Below are 17,459 nucleotides of genomic sequence, written 5' to 3' on the forward strand. Positions count from 1 at the left end.
GGCGGTCGAAGAAGTTCCTCTATCGACGAACCTACCCGCTATGCGTCCTTGATCTCGCAGATGGCCGCCCCGGCGGTGACGGTCTGCCCGACGGAGGCGCTGAGGCCGGTGACCGTACCCGACTTGTGGGCGGTCAACGGCTGCTCCATCTTCATCGCTTCGAGCACGACGACCGTGTCGCCTTCGGCCACGGTGTCGCCGTCGGCGGCCACGACCTTGACGATGGTGCCCTGCATCGGGCTGACCAGCGAGTCTCCGCCGGCGGCCGAGGCCTTGCCGGCTCCGGCGCCGCCGCGCCTGGGGGGCTTGTTCGCTCTCGGCGTAGCGGTGGTGCTGCCGAGACCGGCCGGAAGGACGACCTCCAGCCGCTTGCCGCCCACCTCGACGGTGATCGTCTCGCGCGGAGCGGCCTCGGCGCTCTCGACGGCTCCGCCGTACGGCTGGACGGTGTTGTCGAACTCGGTCTCGATCCAGCGGGTGTGCACCTGGAAGGGCTCGCCGGTGAAGGCCGGGTCGGAGACGACGGCGCGATGGAAGGGCAGGACCGTCGGCATGCCGTCGATCTCGAACTCGGCCAGCGCGCGGCGCGAGCGCTCCAGGGCCTCGCGGCGGGTGCGGCCGGTGACGACGAGCTTGGCGATCAGCGAGTCGAACGTCTGCGGGACGGTCATGCCGGCCTCGTAGCCGGAGTCGAGCCGGACGCCGGGCCCGCTGGGCGCGCGCATCGTGGTGAGCGTGCCGGGGGCGGGCAGGAAGTTGCGGCCGGCGTCCTCGGCGTTGATCCGGAACTCGATGGAGTGCCCGCGCAGCTCCGGGTCGCCGTAGCCCAGCTCCTCGCCCTCGGCGATGCGGAACATCTCGCGGACCAGGTCGATCCCGGCGACCTCCTCGGTCACCGGGTGCTCGACCTGGAGGCGGGTGTTGACCTCCAGGAAGGAGATGGTGCCGTCCTGGCCGACGAGGAACTCGCAGGTGCCCGCGCCGACGTAGCCGGCCTCCTTGAGGATCGCCTTGGAGCTGGAGTAGAGCAGGTCGAGCTGCGCCTGGCTGAGGAAGGGCGCGGGGGCCTCCTCGACGAGCTTCTGGTGGCGGCGCTGCAGCGAGCAGTCGCGGGTGGAGACGACCACGACGGTGCCGTGCCGGTCGGCCAGGCACTGGGTCTCGACGTGGCGGGGGCGGTCGAGGTAACGCTCGACGAAGCACTCGCCGCGGCCGAACGCGGTGACCGCCTCGCGCACCGCGCTGTCGAACAGGTCGGGGATCTCCTCCAGGGTGCGGGCGACCTTGAGGCCGCGGCCGCCGCCGCCGTAGGCGGCCTTGATCGCGATCGGCAGGCCGTGCTCCTCGGCGAAGGCGACCACCTCGGCGGCGCCGGAGACCGGGTCCTTGGTGCCGGCGACCAGGGGCGCGCCCACCTTCTGGGCGATGTGCCTGGCCTGGACCTTGTCGCCGAGCGCGGCGATGGCCGAGGGCGGCGGGCCGATCCAGGTCAGGCCGGCGTCGAGCACCGCCTGGGCGAAGTCCGCGTTCTCGGCGAGGAAGCCGTAGCCGGGGTGGACGGCGTCGGCGCCGGTCTGCGCGGCCACGCGCAGGAGCTTGGCGATGTCGAGGTAGGTCTCGGCGGGCGACTCGCCGCCCAGCGCGTAGGCCTCGTCGGCGACCCGCACGTGGAGGGCGTCGAGGTCCTGGTCGGCGTAGACGGCCACGCAGGCGATCCCCGCGTCCTGGCAGGCTCGCGCGATCCGGACGGCGATCTCGCCCCGGTTGGCGATCAGAACCTTCTGCACGTCTCTCCCTTTCCGCTGACCCCGAGAGTCCTGGCGCAGTTTATCGACCGAGGTAGGCGCCGCCGTTGACGTGGATCACCTGGCCGGTGAGGTGCCGGGCGCCCGGTGAGGCCAGGAAGAGCACGGTCTCGGCGACGTCGTCAGGGGTGCCCGCCCGGCCGTTGCGGGTGCTCTCGACGCGGCGCTTGACGCCCTCGTCGGTGAGACGGCCGCGGAAGAACTCGGTCTCCACGATCAGGCCGGGGGAGACCACGTTCGCGGTGACGCCTCGCGGGCCGAGATCGGAGGCCAGGTCCGCGGTCCAGGACTCCAGGGCGGCCTTGGCGGCGCCGTACGAGCCGGACCGGGTGCCGCGGGCGGCGATGGAGCCGATGGAGATCACCCGGCCGTGGTCGGCGAGCCGGGGGAGCAGGGCCTGGGTGACCAGGACGGCGGAGAGCACGTTGGCCGCGAAGTTGGCCTGCCAGCCCTGGGCCAGCCGGGCCAGTTCGGCGGCGGGGGCCGGGTCCGTGCTCTCGTCGGCCGGGCGGTCCAGGTTGGTGTTGCCGCCCGCGTTGTTGACCAGGACGTCGACCCGGGCGGGGAGCCGGTCGAGCGCGGCGGCGACGGCGGCCGGGTCGGAGGCGTCGAAGGCGGCGTGGCTCGCGCCCAGCTTGGCGGCGGCTTGGGCCAGGACGTGCTCGCGGCGTCCGGTGATGGTCACCCGGTCGCCGAGGGCGGTGAAGGCGGCCGCGATGGCGTACCCGATGCCGGTGCCGCCTCCGGTCACAACGATCTCGCGCAAGGATGCTCCATATAGGTCCGAATAATCCTCTGGACGACCATAGCCGCTCGGCATAACGCGGGGCGACGGCGGGGCTCGCTGCCTAAGGTGAGGGCGCTCCATCCGTCTATCCAGGAGGTACGGCATGAGCCAGAGCCTGCTCGGTGGCAATCCCGGTGAAATGCAGGCCATGTCCACGCAGTTCACCCAGCAGTCGGAGGCGGTGCGCGCGACGATGTCCGCGCTCGACCGCGAGGCGGCGAAGGTGGGCAGCGCCTGGACCGGCCCCGGCGCCGATCGGTTCGCGAGCGCCTGGCAGAACTACCGCGCCGCCTTCCAGCGGATGTCCGAGGAGCTCTCCGAGGCCGCCCGCGTGATCAACACCTACCGGGGGAACATCGAGTCCGCGACCCGTTAACGAGCTGTTCGAGCCCCGGCCATGCGTGGTCGGGGCTTTCTTCTGCCTGGATAACTGCGTCATGTCGGGATTTGTGACTATTGTGATGGCTGTTATCTCTGAGACTGACGGTAAAGGGGAGAACCATGGGCGACCCAAAGGTCGGTGGAGTCATCGCGGACATGGAGAAGATGTCCCAGACCTTCAAGACCCAGGCGGGCGCAGTCCTGGACGCCAAGAAGGCGCTCGACGGCGAGGCCGGCAAGATCCCGGCGTCGTGGTCCGGCCCGAACGCGGAGAAGTTCAAGTCCGCGTGGGAGGCGTACAAGTCCTCCTTCGACAAGGTGTCCCAGGCTCTTGAGGAGGCCCAGGACGGCATCCGCAAGAACAAGGAAGCCATCCAGGCCGCGACCGGCGCCTGATCTCTCACGAAACGGGGGTCTCCCGCACCGGGAGACCCCCTTTCGCGCGTAGGGACCGGGAGAAACTCGCCGTCACCGTGCAGGCCACCAGGCCGACGCACAGCACGAGGATGGCAGGCGCCGCGCCGGCGTGCTGGCTGAGCAGGCCGCCGAGCAGGGGCGCGAGCGGGGTGAGCCCGGAGAACATGACGTTGAGCGCGCCGTGCACCCGGCCCTGCATGTGGTCGGGCACCGAGCGCGCGATCTCGACCTCCAGCGCGATGTTGAGCGCCGGGACCACCAGCATCGCGACGAACAGCACCCCGGCCGTCCAGTAGGCGCCCAGCGGCAGCACGAGCAGCGGCAGCACGAGCGCGAACAGCCACGAGCCCGCGAGCATGAGCCGCCCGGTGGGCAGCAGGCGCATCAGCCGGGCCGACAGCGCCGCACCGGCCAGCCCGCCGAGGCCCAGCGCGGCCATCACCACCCCGACGTCCACCGGGTCGCCGACCAGCACGATGATCGGGATCGTCATCGCGTTGACCACCAGGTTGCAGCCGAGCACCAGCCCGCAGACCGCCCGGAGCAGGGGCTGGTCCCACATCCAGCGCACCGCCTCGGCGATGTCCGCCCGCATGCTCTGCGCGGGGGCGGGCGGCGTCTCGGGACGGCGGGGCACCCGCGCGAACGCCACGCAGACGAAGGAGACCAGGTAGGTCACCGCGTCCACCAGGAAGGGCACGGCCCGGCCGAGGGCGAACAGCGCGCCGCCCAGCGCCGGCCCGGCCAGGCCCGCGGCGTGCTGGCGGGTCTGCTCCTGGGCGTAGGCGGTCGGCAACTGCTCGCGCGGCACCAGCGCGCGCAGCGAGGCGCCGTGCGCGGGCCGGAACAGCGCGCTCGCGACCCCGTTGACGACGGCGACCGCCAGCAGGTGCGGCATGGTCAGCGCGCCGGTCAGCAGGGCGCCGCCCACGCCGGCCATGGTGACGATCCGGACCAGGTCGGCGCCGAGCAGGATGCGCCTGCGGTCCCAGCGGTCCACCAGGGCGCCGGCCGGCAGGCCGACGAGGATCTCGGTGCCCATGGCCACCGCGCCGACCAGGCCGGCCTGCGTGGGGGAGCCGGTCATGGCCAGCACCAGCAGCGGGAAGGCGAGCCCGGACAGCGTCGAGCCCAGCTCCGAGGCGGCGGAGCCGACCCAGAACACCTGGAAGCGGAGGTTCCTGCGTAACGGCTGCATGGTTCAACAAGATAAGTTGTACAAGAACTCTTGTACAACTCTCGTGGATAGGATTCCCCGCGTGGAGGAGACTCGGCGGCAACTCGGCCCGGACGACGTGGGCACGCTCAAGGCCATGGCCCACCCCACCCGGGTCCGGCTGCTCATGGCCATCGCCGAGATCGGCCCGGCCACCGTGGGCATGCTGGCCGAGCGCCTCGACGAGGCGGTCGGCGCGGTCAGCTACCACCTGCGGCAGCTCGGCGAGCACGGGCTGGTGGCCGAGGCCCCCGAACTGGCACGGGACCGGCGGGAACGATGGTGGCGCTTCGTGCCCACCGAGAGCCTGTCGATCACGCCCTCCGACTTCGCCGACGACCCGGTGGGCCAGATCGCCCAGCGGGCCGCGCTACGGGCCTGGCTGGAGGCCAGCACCGAACGGCTGCGGCTGGCGGTGGAGGCCATGCCCGGCCTGCCGCAGGAGTGGCAGGACGTGACGATGCCCAGCATGAACGGGCCGCTGCGGCTGACCGCCGAGGAACTGGCCCAGCTCTACGACGAGCTGGGCGCGCTCATGGAGCGCTGGAAGCGGCACGGCGAGACCGCCGCCGACCAAGAAGACCGGCGGCGGGTCCACCTCTACTTCCAGCCCCTGACCTAGCGCGTCAGCCGCCGGCCACCTGGACGAGCTCCCACATACCGCCCAGCACCAGCAGGCCGCGCCCGGCCGGGCCTGCGCCGGTGGCCAGGCTGCGCGGCAGCCGTACCCCCAGCAGGTCGCCCTGACTGGTGGTGGTCGGGCGCAGCAGCAGGCCGTTGCGCGCCTTCTTCATCGCCACGACCGGGCCCCGGTACATCGAGTCCAGGTCCTCGACGCTGCCCGCGCCGATCACCAGGTTGCCGGTGTCGCGCACCTCGCCGATGTAGTCGGTGAGCCACTCGGCCAGCTCGCTGTCGTTGCCCAGCAGCTCCAGGTCGTCCACGAGCAGCGCGTGCCGCCCGGTCAGCGCCTCCTTGACCTCCGAAGGCGAGGCCTCCCCGGTGAAGGAGGCCCCGGGCAGGTCACGCACCGGCGAGCGCCGCGGCGTGATGGTGACCAGCGAGAACCCCCGCTGGGCCAGCCACGTGCCCATGGTGATGAGCGCGGTGGAGCGCCCGCTCTTGGGCGGCCCGGCGACCACCAGCGCGGGCCCGTGCTCCTCGGCGCGGAAGAAGCGCACCCCGAGCGAGTCGCCGCCCACGCCGAACACCACGGCGTCCGCCGGCAGCGGCTCCTCGGCCATCGCCACGGCCTCGGCCAGCGTGACGCCGGTCGGCAGCGCGTCGACCCGGAAGGGCCGCAGGTGCCGCGGCAGCTCCCCGGCGCGCAGCCGGGCCTCGCGGCCGAGCTGGTGCAGCGCGGCCACCTGCGCGGTACCGGCCACGTCCTCGGCCAGCAGGCCGACCTGCACCTCCCGGATGGTGGCGGTGGCGCGGAAGGCGCGGCCGGGGGGCATGTGGTCCGGCACGTCCTTGGCCCGCAGCCCGATGTAGCTGTAGTCCATCGGGTCGGCCAGCTTGAGCATGAGCCGGTCGTCGAAGAGCGTGGAGATCCGCCCGACCAGGGTGCTGCGGTCGCCGGTCATCACCACCTTGACGCCCACGCCCGAGCCCTCCTGGAGAATCTGCAGCCACTGGTCGACCAGCTTGCCGCCGTCGTAGGACTCGAACGCCGCGTAGAAGCCCTCCCACCGGTCGAAGAGCACCAGCAGGTACGGCAGACGCTCGTGCTCGGCCACGGCCGCCCGCTGCTCGCTCAGGTCGGCGAAGCCCTGCCCGGCCAGCACCTGCTGGCGCCGCGCGATCTCGCCGAGCAGCCGGTCGGTGAGCCGGGTGAGCCGGTCGGGCGAGTCACGCCCGACGACCGCGCCGGTGTGCGGCAGGCCTACCAGCGGCAGCAGGGCGTTGTTGCCGCAGTCGACGGCGTACAGGTGGACGTCGCGCGGCGAGGCCTGGGTCGCGACCGAGGCGGCCAGCGCCCGCAGCACCGTCGAGCGCCCGGAGCGGGCCGAGCCGCAGACCAGCAGGTGGCCGGAGGCGGCCAGGTCGTAGACCTCGGTCGCGCGCATCTGGAGCGAGGGGATGTCGGCCAGACCCATCGGCAGCTTCGTCCAGGTGTCGGCCGGCTCGACCTCGCTCAGCGTGAGCGTGTCGGCCAGCGGCTCCAGCCACGGGCTGCGCTGCTCGGCCACGCCCATGGCGCTTGCCGTACGCCCGATGACCTCGACCAGCACCGACAGGTCGGTCTCCATCAGCGACTCGTCGTCGGCCTGGGCCCGGGAGCCGAGCGGGGCGCCCAGCCGCTGCCAGGTGATCGGGTTGATCTCGATGTACTCGGTCTTGGCCCGCCCCTGGCCGGGCCGGCGCCCTCCGATGCGAGCCGACTGTACGGCATGCAGCGAGGAGGCCCCCGAGCGCACGTAACAGCGGCCGGGCGTGGTCTTCGAGATCTGCGCCGCGGTCGGCGCGTTGATCACGTCGTTGGACTCCTCCGAGCTGGTCACCCGGAGCGCGATGCGCAGGTTGGTGTTGGCGGCGATGTCGGGGGTGACCACGCCGCCGGGCCGCTGGGTGGCCAGGATCAGGTGCACGCCGAGCGAGCGGCCCCGCCGGGCGATGTCGACCAGGCCGACGATGAAGTCGGGCAGTTCCTGCACCATCGCGGCGAACTCGTCGATGATCAGGATCAGCCGGGGCATCGGCTCCAGCCGCATGCCCTGGTCGCGGTAGTCGTTGTAGTCCTCGACGTCCTTGGCGTCGGCCTTGAGCAGCATGTGCTCGCGCCGCTTCAGCTCGGCGGCCAGCGACTCCAGCGCCCGCTCGGTGAGGTGGCCGTCCAGGTCGCTGACCATGCCGACGGTGTGCGGCAGCTTGGCGCAGTCCTTGAAGGCCGAGCCGCCCTTGTAGTCGATGAGCACGAAGTTCATCTCGTCCGGCCGGTTGTGCACGGCCAGCGAGGCGATGAACGACTGCAGCAGCTCCGACTTGCCGGCGCCGGTCGTGCCCGCGACGAGGCCGTGCGGGCCGTCCAGCCGCAGGTCGAGGGTGTAGGGGCCGTCGGCGCCGATGCCGATCGGCACCCGGGTGGTGCGCCCGCGCGACCAGTAGCGGGCGATCTGCTCGGGCACCGGGTCGGGCATGCCGAGCAGGTCGAGCAGCCGGGCCGAGCCGGGGATGGCCGAGTCGGCGTCCTCGCGGCTGACGTCGCGGATGGGCGCGAGCGCCCGGCCGAACCGGTCGCACCAGCCCGAGTTGACCTGGTCGGCGATGGCGTCCGGGCTCTGCATCGCCCCGCTGAGCCGGACGAAGGCCGGCCGGTCGAGGTCGCAGACCGCGACCGTCGTGCACTCCTCGGGCAGCAGGCGCTGGTCGTCGTCGATGCAGATGCTGTAGACGCCCACGGTCGGGCCGAACTGCAGGATCTGCGGCATGCCGGGCAGGCTGCGCAGCGCCCGTGCGCCGTCCAGGACGACCAGGATGTCGTACGGCTTCTCCGTGGCGTACCCGGCGAAGACCCGCTTGTCCTCGTTGAACGAGCCGAAGTCCAGGCTGGACTTCTTGGCGTTGCGCCGAGCCTGGATCTTGTTGACCAGCTCGCTCGCGCGCCGGGCCGCCGACTCGGGGTCGGCGCCGACCAGGGACAGGCACTCCTCGCCCTCGTGCGGGGCGGCGTGCGGCAGCCAGCGCACCCAGTTCCAGCTCGCCTCGCCCTCGTGGTCGGCGCTCAGCACCACGATGGCCAGGTCGCGCGGGCTGTGCAGCGCGGCGGCCTGGGCGACCAGCCAGCGGCCCAGCGCCCGGGAGGTCTGCCGGGCGCCGGTCAGGCCCAGCACGCCCACCTGCGGCATCGGCACGGCCACCGGGACGGCGTGCGAGAGCGGCACCTCGGGCAGGTCGCGCTCTGAGGCGTTGCTGCCGTGCTCGACGATCAGCTCGATCAGCGAGCGCTGGTCGGCCACGCCGATCCGCAGGTGCAGCGAGTCGGCGTCGTGGCTGCGCCGCTCCCACAGCCGGCGGCGCGGGCCGGTGGCGGTCAGCAGGGTCTCGGCCGGGTCGGGCAGCTCGGCCCGGCGGTCGGTCTGGTCGTCCAGCCGCAGGTGTTCCAGGGCCTGGGCGAAGGTGTCGCGCTTGGCGCGGTACTCCTTCAGCGACTCCTTGTAGCTGCGCTTGCCGTGCCGGCGGTCGCTGTACCACTGGCCCATCATGGTCAGCGGGGTCAGCAGCGCCATGAGCAGGAAGAGCGGCTGGCCGAAGGCGATGGCCATGACCACGCCGCCGACGCCGAACAGCACGCTGGTCAGCAGTTGCAGCCGCTGGTACTGCGGGCGTTGCGGCTCGATCGGCACCTCGATCGGCTTCATCCGCGGCGGCTGGCCGAGGCGCGGCGGCCGGTTGTAGGCCAGGCCGCCCTCGACCGGCGTCAGGTGCGCGTCCGGGTTCTCCGGCAGCCTCAGCGTCATCACGCTGGCGCCGGTGATGAGCACCTGCCCCGGCGTCCAGCGCTCGGGCCCGGTCAGTTGCCGGCCCTCCAGCAGCACGTAGGCGCCCGGCGCCGGCTCGACCAGCGCCTCGTTGACGGTCACGTGCACCGACAGGGCGTGCGGCGAGGTGGTGGGGTCGGGCACCTGCATGGAGCAGCCGGGCGAGTTGCCCAGCGTGTAGGTGCCGAAGCCGAGCCGGTGCACCGCGCCGGCCGCGGGGCCGCCGGACAGGCGGATCTCGACCGCGCCGGTCGGCTCGCCCCGGTGGGTGGCCGCGGCCGCCGCCGCGTCGAAGGCCACGATGTCGCCGTCGCGCAGCACCCGCCCGGCGGGCATCGCCGGGTCCACCATCCGCCCGTTGACCCACAGGCCGCCCAGGTGGCCGGCCCGCTGGTGCACGGCGCCGCTGGCCCAGTTGGGGTGGGCGACGACCTGGGCGCGGGGCTCGCCGAGCGACTCGCCGAGCACCTCGGCGAACCGGGCCGCGGTAACCGTGTCGTCGGCCTGCGCGATCACATCGCGCGGGCCGTGACGCGTGAGCGCGGTGAGGGAGATGCGCATCATGGGACCAAAGCTTATGCTTCGCCCTGGCCTGGCTGCAGAAAACCGACTACGCCGGAAATGGCGCTTCTTGTCAGTGTTAGCGGGTTGGTGTCCGCTCCGAGGAGGATGAGGGCCAGCGCCAGTTCCTCCGGCCGGGGCTCGGCCAGCAGCGTCACCGTGGTCGTGCTGCCCAGCGGGGCGTGCGCGCGCACCAGACCGCTCAGCTCCTCGGTGTTGGCCGCCGTCGCCCGGTAGGTGTAGTCGCGGCCGGCCAGCGAGATGCGCAGCGCCCGGTCCTTCTTGGCCAGCCCGCGGCCCGGCCGGACGCTCGCCTCGACGCCGCCCACGCTCAGCCGGGTCCGCTCGTCCAGCGGCACCCGGCCCTCGCGGGTCGTGTCGGGGTGGCTGAGCTCCGTCGCGGGCAGGCCCTCGCAGGTGAGCGTGGCCAGGCGGGGGCGCTTGTGCACCTTCACCGTGATCGTTCCGTACGGCTCCGCCGTACCGGACAGGACGATGACCGCGTCCGGCGGGACGCTGCGGTGCAGGACGATCACGACCGCGCGTCCGGACCGGCGGCGACGATCTCGTCCGGGATGAGGTTGACGATCCGGTCCCACAGCTCGCGGGCGTCGGCGAAGACCAGGCGCAGCTCGCTGTCCGGGGTCACCTGGCCGGGCAGGATCGGCTCGGCGGGTCGCTCGCGCACCCAGTAGCCCAGCGGGCCGCAGTCGAGCACCGCCATGCCGCGCAGGTCGGTCGTCCTGCCGTCGGCGCCGGGCCAGGCCACGGTGACGCGCCAGTTGCCGGTGAGCTGGAGCAGCAGGTGGGTCAGGATGGTCAGCTCGGGGTCGGCCAGGCCGCTGGCACGGGCGATGGCCGCCTGCACGGGCTCGGCGGCCTCGCTGGTGCTGTCGGTGTCGAGCCGGCCCAGCTCGGCGAAGCCGGCGTCCATCGCGGCCATGGTGGTCTGGATGACCGGCGCCTGCGGCGGCTTGGCGTCGCGCTCGCGCAGGCCGACCACGCGGGCCAGCGACCACACCAGCGTCGAGGGGTCGGTCGGCACGTACTCCGACTCGATCTCCCCGGGCCAGGTCTCGTACACGAAACAGGAGTCGTTGCCGATGATCGCGCCGTTGCCCGTGGTGCCCTCCGGGCCGGTGACCTCGATGTTGACCACCATGATCGGCTCGGCGAGCGCGCGTACCAAGGGCGCGAGCTCCGGCATGGCGCTGTCGTCCTCGGCCAGGAAACCGGCCTGGCGAAGCTCCAGATGAGCCTCGCGCAGCTCGGCGGGGATGTCGTCGCCCGAGTACAGGCAGCCGAGCACGCCGAGATGCGCCTGAGCCAGGCGGAAACGGTCACGGGCACTGTCATGCGAGGGCATCTGCGACATCCTTCGTCGAACGGTTCTGGCGGACCTCGGTCGGACGGGACCTCAGTCGAACGGATTGAGGGACTTGATGAAGTTCTTGGTCTTCTCCACCGCCTTGCCGGCGCCCTCCTTGATGTCGTCCCAGTGTTCCACCACCTTCGCGCCGACGTAGACCGCGCCGAAGACCACCGTGGCGCCGATGGTGATCGGGTTGGGCGCGATCATCGCGGCGGTGAGCGAGGCGTTGAAGCCCAGCTCGGCGACGTCGGCAACGTACCCCGCGCCCTTGCGCTTGAAGGCGTCGACCGGGTTGCCCTGGGAGATGACGTTCGCGCCGGAGTACAACGTCGAGGCCACGCCGCCCGCGACGCCCAGCAGGCGCAGGCCGCCCGCGCTCTTGGCGAGCACGCCCATCCGGGTCAGCTTCGACGGGTCGGTCTTGAGGATGACCGCCGCCGCCTGCAGCTTCTTGGGGTCGGCGGTGGCGGCCCAGACCTTGAACAGGTTGGCCTGGCCGGCCAGGGTCGCGGTCTGGCCGGAGTGGGTGCCGATCTCCAGCGCCTTGACCAGGTTGTTGTTGCCGAAGGTCAGGTTGATGAAGTTGTTGACCCGCGCGCCGAGCAGCGCCCGCCCGGCGTTGGTGGCCTGGCCCACGCGGTCCATCTCGGCGTACTCGGGCAGCAGCGAGACGTAGTCGCGGTAGAGCTGGCTCTTCATGAACAGCTTGCGGGTCAGCGTGCTCAGGTACGTGCCGGGCGCGGTCGCCGACCGGGTCTGGATGGTCCACCGGCCGCCGGTCAGCTTGTTGATCAGCGGCTGCCAGGCCTTATTGTTGGCCATCAGGCGCAGCAGCGCGGCGCTCTGCGCGGTGACGATCGGCGCCGCCGTGGCGACGTTCCGGACGTCGCCGAAGACCTTGAGCACCTTCGCCACGGTCTGCTGGTGCGGCTCCAGCGCCGGGATGACCTTGGCGATCGCCGCCGCCTCCAGGCGCTTGAGGTAGTCGTCGATGCCCTCGCCGTGCCGCCGGCTCAGGTCGGACTTGCCGTTCTCGGCGGCCCACGCGGCCACGGTGTTGACGTAGACCAGCGTCGTCGGGTCCAGCTTGTCGCCGTTGGCGGAGATCTCCAGCGGGGAGAAACCCGCCCAGGCCAGCCCGGCGAACGGGTCGCCGGTCTGCAGGCGCAGCAGTGCGGCGCGCTTGCGCAGGTCGGGATCCTGCTTCTTGGCCCAGCCCGGCAACTCGCGCAACGCCGACATCTGGGGGGTCACGCCCAGCGAGCTCGCCCGCTTGAAGGCCTCGTCGGCTGAGGTGCTCAGCCGGCCCATCATGCCCGCCAGTCGCTCCAGTTGGTCTGGTTTGAAGCCGCGGTCTCCCATGACGGGCCACTGTATATGTCACTGTATATGTCAGTAAAAGTCAGAATGAAGGGTGATTCATCTATGCCGCCTCCTGAAGTCGAGGAGATGCAGGGCCAGGCCAAGAAGCTGCGCGACTTCGCCGACCACGTCGAGAAGCTCGCCGACGAGGTGCGCGACTACGCGGGCAAGATGGAGTGGTCCGGCCCGCTGACCGACCGGGTGCGCGGCGAGATCGGCACCTGGCGCACCCGCTGCACGGAGACGGCGGGGAAGATTCGGGACGAGGCGGAGAAGCTGGACAAGGCGGCCACAGACCTGCTCAACCGGAAGTGACGATCCTGACGTCCACGGCGTCCTGCGACGGACGCCAGACGTTCCAGATCTCGACCAGGGTCAACCTGCCGCCCGGGATCTCGATCGTCTCACCCTTGCGCATGCGGGTCTCGCTGTGGGTGCCGCCGACACCGAGGAAGATCTCGTCGTCACTGAGCACGGCGTTGAGCGAGACCTCGCCGCCCGGGTAGGCGTGGTCGATGGGCGGCAGGCTGCCGCTGTCCGGCCGGACGAGCCGGACCAGACCGGACGCCGCGGGGGGCGGCACCTCGTTCCAGGCCCGCACGCCCAGGACGGCGCCCAGCACGACCAGCGCGAGCCCGGCGGCCACGATCCAGCGCCACCTCATTTCTCCTCCCCGCTGACCTCGACCCGGTTGAGCAGCGGAATGGAGTTGTGGGCGCGGTCACGGATCCAGGAGAGCGGGACCTCGACCTTCTGCTCGGGACCGGGCCCCCACGGATTGGATAGCAAGACCATCTCCTTGCCGCTCGGATCCTTGAAGACCTTCTCGATGACGTAGACGTGATCGGTGACGAGCTTGTTGCCGGGACCGGTGCGCTGATCGAAATTGATCTCGTTGGGCACGCTCATCGTCATGGGCACCTTCTTGTCGACCAGGTCCTTGAGCCGGTCGTAGGTGATGTCGCCGGGCTCCATGGCCGGGCGGTCCTTCCCGGTCATGTCCTCCCACGGACGCAGGATGTGGCCATCCCGCCAGCGGTTGGGGGAGAAGACCTCGCCGACGTCCGGGATGTACTCCGAGTCGCCCTCGATCCCGCGGTACCGGCCGTTCCCGCGGAACTGCGCGAAGGCCTTCTCATAGATGTTGACCAGCTCCGGCCCGTTCTGCCCGTTGGAGTAGACCTGGCCGTCCACCCGGGCCTTCACCGGCTTGCCGTCCCGGAAGAAGGTGACGGTGTAGGTGCCGTCGGGGTTGAGGACCATACGCTTGGACAGGAAGTTCGGGTCGCGCTTGAGCTCGCCGATGAGCCCGGCCAGGAACCAGCAGTCGCCGATGCTGCCCTGCGACACCTGCTCCCAGTCGATCGGGAGCTTGGGGTCGGGCGGCGGGTGCACCGGACTGTAGGTCCCGTTCTTGAGCGTTTCCGGGTTCGGGACGGTGAGTTTGTCCGACCAGTCGGTGACGATGGTGTCCAGTGTCTTCTGCACGTCCCCGAACGGGCTGGGAAACCCGCGCTTGGTCTGCGTGAGCCCGAGGATCTTCGCCATGAGTCCCTCGGCCGGGTTGGGCCCGCCGGGCGTCATCCGCTCGTAGTTCTCGTGCGACTCCAGCGTCGCCGCCTTGACGAAGCGGGCGAGGGGGTCGATGAGCTTGGGGTCCTTGATCTGCGTCCAGCCCCAGGCGTTCCCGGACACCATCCCGTTGATGCGGTCGAAGTTGTCCTGGTAGATCTGCGTGGCCGCGAAGGGGTTGCGGGCGGCGGCGTCCAGGAGCATGGCGATGGTGTAGTTCTGGGAGCCGTCCTTGAGCCCGCCGTTGACGATCTTGACGACGGCGTCCTTGCTCCAGGTGCCGTGCATCATCAGGTCGGCGAGCATGTTGTAGTCGGTGCCCCGGCCGGTGGGGTTGAACTTCTTCAGCCAGTCGTCGTCGATGACGCCGCGGTGGCTGGCGACGGCCAGGATGTTGGCGATGGCCTGGAAGCGGCCCTCGGTGTCCTCGTCGTCGTCGCCCCAGGAGTCGGGGCTCTTGGCGCGTCCGGCCAGCCAGCCGAGCTTGTCGGGGCCGAGCTCGCGGGCGAAGGCCTCCGCGAAGTCGGGGTCGAACTGGTACTTGCGGACCTGCTCCCACACCTCGGCCGGAAGCTCGCCGGGCTCCTTGTACTTGGCGGCCAGCTCCTTGGCCTTGGCCCGGGCCTCCTCGGGACTCTTGAAGTGCCCCGCCCACTCCGACTCGACCATCGCGCCGGTGAAGCCGTAGACGCCGTGCTCCTTGGAGATCTGCTCGGTCATCGACTGCCGCCGGCGTAACATCGGCAGCTCGCCGTGGATCCAGTCGGCGACCGAGCGCAGCGTGGTGATGTGCTTGGCGCTCAGCCCGGCCCGGCCGAAGTCGCGGTCCAGGTGCACGGTCTTCTCGTTGATCAGCGACTTCACGTCGTCGAGGTCGCCGATCATGCCCTTGAGCTGGACCGGGTCGATGCCCGCGAAGTCACCGCCGCCCGGAGGCTCGGGGGGAGCCATCAGTACCTCGACGAGCGGTTGTAGGAGTCCACCTGCCTGCGCCAGCGCTCGGCCTCCTCGGGCGAGCACTTGCGCGGCGTGGCGGCCAGCATCGCGGCCAGCTCGTCATCGAGCGCGCCGACGGCGGTGTTGTACGCCTTCACCTTGTCGTGCAGCTTGCCCTTCCAGTCGGTGGCCGTCTTGCTGGTCCAGACCTTGCCGCTGTCCATGGCGGTGGCGGGCTTGTTCAGCTTCTTCTCCATGGCGTTCTGGATGCCTTGCACCTTGTCCAGCAACGCCTTGAGGTACTCCCACTTGGGGTTGTCAACGTCGGCCATCGTCCTCACCTCGCAGCATGGTCAGCAGGGTGTCCGTCTCGTGCTGGGCGAGATCAGGGGGCAGCGGGACCAGGTCCTCGGTTTCGGGCGGTTCTCCGGCGGGGTGGCTGGCCGAGATCGAGATCCAGTCGATGCCCTCGAAGGGCGTGCGCTCGTCGAACCACACCGCGTCGGCCACGTCGTCGTCGCCTTCGATCGTGGCCTCGACACCGAGCAGCCCGAGCACCTCGCCGACCAGGGCCACCGACTCGCCGTCGCGCACTCCCAGATCGGCGGTGACCATCCAGGTCCCCTCGATCTTCCAGTACGGCTCAGCGGTCAGGTCCCCGTAGCCGCCGATCCGGTCCAGCACCGGGGTGGCGAGGCGTTCCACCTCGCTCCGGCCGGTCGCCGCGACGTTCAGCGTGATCGTCACCTGCCGTGCCATCAGTTGCCCACCCTCCCGGTCTCCCATTCGACGTTGAGATGCTTGCCGTCCGCGGTCAGCTTGGCGAGGCCGCCGTCCTTCTTGACCTGCACGTCCCATTCCTTGCCCACGTTGTTCTGGCCGCGACCGTGCTGCTTGCCGCGTTGCCAGACGTTGCCGAAGGCGTCGGTGATGCCGCTGCCCGCGTTGGCGCGGTTGGGGTCCCAGTTCTTCGGCGGGACGAAGGGGACCGGGCCGTCGGTCGGCAGGCCCAGCTTCTTGGCCCGCTCCGCCCACTTGGGGTATTTGGCGTAGATCTTGGCCGCGTCGGTGTGCAGGCGGTTGACGACGCCGAGAGCGTCCATGACCTTGCCGGGGTTCTTCAGGTCGACGTTCTTGAGGGTGTTCTTGAGGCTGTCGAAGCCCTCGGTGATCGCCTTGGCGTAGGCCTTGAGCTTGTTGACGTCGGTGACCGCGTCGTCCGGGACCTTGAAGAAGATCTTGAGTGCCGGGAAGGCCTTGACCAGCGTCATGAAGGTCTTGATCGGCTTGGCCGCGGCGTCCCCGAAGTACGGGACCACCGCCGCCATGGAGAGCATGGCGCCCTTCCAGTCGCCCTGGCCCAGGGACAACAACCCCGACACGCCGTCCGAGATCGGCGTGGGGTCGAAGATGCCGACCAGGTCGGCGACCAACTGGACCGACTGGTACCAGGTGAGGCCGCCTTCGGGGAGGAGATCTTCGGTGTAGGTGCCCTTGAAGAAGCGTTGGACGATCTCGATGAAGGCGTCCTCGACGCCCGCGAAGGGAAAGCGCTCGTCCTTGTGCTCCGCCACGACCTGGAAGAGCTTGAGCACCAGTTCGTCCGCCGGGTTCTTGGCTCCCGGGTTCATCCGTTCGAACGCGTCCGCCGCGTCCACCGTGGCGGCCTTGAGGAAGCGCCCCAGCGGGTCCCCGAGGTCGGGGTTCTTGGTGTTCATCCACCCGATGTGCTTGCCGTACGCCATGTTGTTGATCAGCTCGAAGTTGGTCTTGTAGACCTCGTGAGCGGCGAGCGGGTTGCGGGCGACGGCGTCGAGGATGCGGGCGGTGATGACGTTGCCGCCGCCGAGCTGCATGATCTTGACGCCCTGGTTGCCGATGCGGACCAGGGTCTGGGTGTTCCAGGTGCCGTGCATCATCAGGTCGGCCATCAGCGGCAGGCCCATCTTCTCGACGAACTTGTCGTCGACGACGCCGCGGTGGCTGGCGACGGCCAGGATGGTGGCGATGGCGGGGAAGCGGCCCTCGGCGTCCTTCTCCTCGTCGCCCCAGGCGCGCGGGTTCTTGGCGCGGGCGGCCAGCAGGGCGAGCTTCTCGGGGCCGAGCTCCTTGGCGAAGGCCTCGGCGAAGTCGGGGTCGAACTGGTACTTGCGGATCTGCTCCCAGGCGTCGGCCGGGAACTCGGCCGGGTGCTCGTACTTCCCGGCGAGTTCCTTGGCCTTGGCCTGGGCCTCCTCGGGGCTCTTGAAGTGCCCGGCCCACTCCGACTCGACCATTGACCCGGTGAAGCCGTGGACCCCGTGCTCCTTGGAGATCTGCTCGGTCATCGACTGGCGGCGGCGGAGCATGGGCAGCTCACCGTGGATCCAGTCGGCGACCGAGCGCAGCGTGGTGACGTGCTTGGTGTCCAGCCCGGCCCGGCCGAAGTCGCGGTCCAGGCCCAGGGTCTTCTCGTTGATCAGCGACTTGACGTCGTCGAGATCGCCGATCATGCCCTTCAACTGGACGGGATCGATCCCCGCGAAGTCGGTGCTGTCTCTGTCGGGAGGCACGGGGGATACCTTACGGC

The 17,459-nt window shown here is 70.6% G+C and carries 16 protein-coding genes; 4 read left to right on the forward strand and 12 right to left on the reverse strand.

Annotated elements, in window-relative coordinates; translation table 11 throughout:
- Positions 1 to 38: 38 nt before the first annotated feature.
- Together AB0I67_RS02505 and AB0I67_RS02510 are read right to left on the reverse strand one after the other, a co-directional pair.
- Positions 39 to 1,787 (reverse strand): biotin carboxylase N-terminal domain-containing protein, encoded by a 1,749-nt coding sequence (locus tag AB0I67_RS02505; protein ID WP_357916368.1) that lies wholly within the window; start codon positions 1,785 to 1,787, stop codon positions 39 to 41.
- Between the two features lie 40 nt (positions 1,788 to 1,827).
- A complete protein-coding gene (locus tag AB0I67_RS02510) occupies positions 1,828 to 2,571 on the reverse strand; it encodes an SDR family oxidoreductase (RefSeq protein ID WP_357916371.1) in 744 nt (247 codons plus the stop codon).
- A gap of 124 nt (positions 2,572 to 2,695) precedes the next feature.
- Here AB0I67_RS02510 and AB0I67_RS02515 point away from each other — a divergent pair, with 124 nt between their 5' ends.
- Both AB0I67_RS02515 and AB0I67_RS02520 read left to right on the forward strand, forming a co-directional pair.
- Positions 2,696 to 2,968, forward strand: a complete 273-nt coding sequence (locus AB0I67_RS02515) for a WXG100 family type VII secretion target (RefSeq protein ID WP_357916374.1) — start codon at positions 2,696 to 2,698, stop codon at positions 2,966 to 2,968.
- Positions 2,969 to 3,093: 125 nt separating this feature from the next.
- Positions 3,094 to 3,369, forward strand: a complete 276-nt coding sequence (locus tag AB0I67_RS02520; RefSeq protein WP_357916377.1) for a WXG100 family type VII secretion target — start codon at positions 3,094 to 3,096, stop codon at positions 3,367 to 3,369.
- Between the two features lie 4 nt (positions 3,370 to 3,373).
- On the opposite strand, the gene AB0I67_RS02525 is transcribed toward AB0I67_RS02520, so the two are convergent.
- Complete coding sequence (locus tag AB0I67_RS02525; protein ID WP_357916380.1) at positions 3,374 to 4,588, reverse strand: MFS transporter; 1,215 nt, start codon at positions 4,586 to 4,588, stop codon at positions 3,374 to 3,376.
- Between the two features lie 61 nt (positions 4,589 to 4,649).
- Here AB0I67_RS02525 and AB0I67_RS02530 point away from each other — a divergent pair, with 61 nt between their 5' ends.
- On the forward strand, positions 4,650 to 5,228 hold the full coding sequence (locus AB0I67_RS02530; protein WP_357916383.1) for a winged helix-turn-helix domain-containing protein: 579 nt from the start codon (positions 4,650 to 4,652) through the stop codon (positions 5,226 to 5,228).
- 4 nt (positions 5,229 to 5,232) lie between these two features.
- Here AB0I67_RS02530 and AB0I67_RS02535 read toward each other — a convergent pair whose 3' ends face one another.
- From AB0I67_RS02535 to AB0I67_RS02550, 4 genes are read right to left on the reverse strand one after another with little or no spacing between them, the layout of a single operon-like run.
- Positions 5,233 to 9,651, reverse strand: coding sequence for an FtsK/SpoIIIE domain-containing protein (locus tag AB0I67_RS02535; protein WP_357916386.1), 4,419 nt, complete (start codon positions 9,649 to 9,651; stop codon positions 5,233 to 5,235).
- An 11-nt stretch (positions 9,652 to 9,662) separates the two neighbouring features.
- On the reverse strand, positions 9,663 to 10,184 hold the full coding sequence (locus AB0I67_RS02540) for a hypothetical protein (protein ID WP_357916389.1): 522 nt from the start codon (positions 10,182 to 10,184) through the stop codon (positions 9,663 to 9,665).
- A complete protein-coding gene (locus tag AB0I67_RS02545) occupies positions 10,181 to 11,014 on the reverse strand; it encodes a hypothetical protein (protein ID WP_357916392.1) in 834 nt (277 codons plus the stop codon). The genes AB0I67_RS02540 and AB0I67_RS02545 overlap by 4 nt, the downstream gene beginning before the upstream one ends.
- 51 nt (positions 11,015 to 11,065) lie before the next feature.
- Entirely contained in the window at positions 11,066 to 12,382 is a 1,317-nt protein-coding gene (locus tag AB0I67_RS02550; RefSeq protein ID WP_357916394.1) for a hypothetical protein, read from the reverse strand.
- A gap of 63 nt (positions 12,383 to 12,445) precedes the next feature.
- Between AB0I67_RS02550 and AB0I67_RS02555 the strand changes: the two genes are divergently transcribed.
- Complete coding sequence (locus AB0I67_RS02555; RefSeq protein WP_357916397.1) at positions 12,446 to 12,697, forward strand: hypothetical protein; 252 nt, start codon at positions 12,446 to 12,448, stop codon at positions 12,695 to 12,697.
- On the opposite strand, the gene AB0I67_RS02560 is transcribed toward AB0I67_RS02555, so the two are convergent.
- From AB0I67_RS02560 to AB0I67_RS02580, 5 genes are read right to left on the reverse strand one after another with little or no spacing between them, the layout of a single operon-like run.
- On the reverse strand, positions 12,684 to 13,046 hold the full coding sequence (locus AB0I67_RS02560) for a hypothetical protein (RefSeq protein ID WP_357916400.1): 363 nt from the start codon (positions 13,044 to 13,046) through the stop codon (positions 12,684 to 12,686). The two genes, AB0I67_RS02555 and AB0I67_RS02560, sit on opposite strands and share 14 nt — an antisense overlap.
- On the reverse strand, positions 13,043 to 14,905 hold the full coding sequence (locus AB0I67_RS02565; protein ID WP_357916403.1) for a C2 family cysteine protease: 1,863 nt from the start codon (positions 14,903 to 14,905) through the stop codon (positions 13,043 to 13,045). Before AB0I67_RS02565 ends, AB0I67_RS02560 begins: the two co-directional genes overlap by 4 nt.
- On the reverse strand, positions 14,905 to 15,222 hold the full coding sequence (locus AB0I67_RS02570; protein ID WP_357916406.1) for a hypothetical protein: 318 nt from the start codon (positions 15,220 to 15,222) through the stop codon (positions 14,905 to 14,907). The genes AB0I67_RS02565 and AB0I67_RS02570 overlap by 1 nt, the downstream gene beginning before the upstream one ends.
- Complete coding sequence (locus AB0I67_RS02575) at positions 15,209 to 15,649, reverse strand: hypothetical protein (RefSeq protein WP_357916409.1); 441 nt, start codon at positions 15,647 to 15,649, stop codon at positions 15,209 to 15,211. The genes AB0I67_RS02570 and AB0I67_RS02575 overlap by 14 nt, the downstream gene beginning before the upstream one ends.
- On the reverse strand, positions 15,649 to 17,442 hold the full coding sequence (locus tag AB0I67_RS02580) for a polymorphic toxin type 17 domain-containing protein (protein ID WP_357916412.1): 1,794 nt from the start codon (positions 17,440 to 17,442) through the stop codon (positions 15,649 to 15,651). The genes AB0I67_RS02575 and AB0I67_RS02580 overlap by 1 nt, the downstream gene beginning before the upstream one ends.
- Between the last annotated feature and the right edge of the window lie 17 nt (positions 17,443 to 17,459).

It is taken from the genome of Nonomuraea sp. NPDC050310, assembly GCF_040655795.1.
Taxonomy (GTDB): domain Bacteria; phylum Actinomycetota; class Actinomycetes; order Streptosporangiales; family Streptosporangiaceae; genus Nonomuraea.

Excerpts from the sequence above, each read along its gene's own strand:
- AB0I67_RS02515 (WP_357916374.1), top strand. The coding sequence starts at position 2,696 with ATGAGCCAGAGCCTGCTCGGTGGCAATCCCGGTGAAATGCAGGCCATG.
- AB0I67_RS02520 (WP_357916377.1), top strand. The coding sequence starts at position 3,094 with ATGGGCGACCCAAAGGTCGGTGGAGTCATCGCGGACATGGAGAAGATG.
- AB0I67_RS02525 (WP_357916380.1), bottom strand. The coding sequence starts at position 4,588 with ATGCAGCCGTTACGCAGGAACCTCCGCTTCCAGGTGTTCTGGGTCGGC.
- AB0I67_RS02535 (WP_357916386.1), bottom strand. The coding sequence starts at position 9,651 with ATGATGCGCATCTCCCTCACCGCGCTCACGCGTCACGGCCCGCGCGAT.
- AB0I67_RS02545 (WP_357916392.1), bottom strand. The coding sequence starts at position 11,014 with ATGCCCTCGCATGACAGTGCCCGTGACCGTTTCCGCCTGGCTCAGGCG.
- AB0I67_RS02550 (WP_357916394.1), bottom strand. The coding sequence starts at position 12,382 with ATGGGAGACCGCGGCTTCAAACCAGACCAACTGGAGCGACTGGCGGGC.
- AB0I67_RS02555 (WP_357916397.1), top strand. The coding sequence starts at position 12,446 with ATGCCGCCTCCTGAAGTCGAGGAGATGCAGGGCCAGGCCAAGAAGCTG.
- AB0I67_RS02560 (WP_357916400.1), bottom strand. The coding sequence starts at position 13,046 with ATGAGGTGGCGCTGGATCGTGGCCGCCGGGCTCGCGCTGGTCGTGCTG.
- AB0I67_RS02565 (WP_357916403.1), bottom strand. The coding sequence starts at position 14,905 with ATGGCTCCCCCCGAGCCTCCGGGCGGCGGTGACTTCGCGGGCATCGAC.
- AB0I67_RS02570 (WP_357916406.1), bottom strand. The coding sequence starts at position 15,222 with ATGGCCGACGTTGACAACCCCAAGTGGGAGTACCTCAAGGCGTTGCTG.
- AB0I67_RS02575 (WP_357916409.1), bottom strand. The coding sequence starts at position 15,649 with ATGGCACGGCAGGTGACGATCACGCTGAACGTCGCGGCGACCGGCCGG.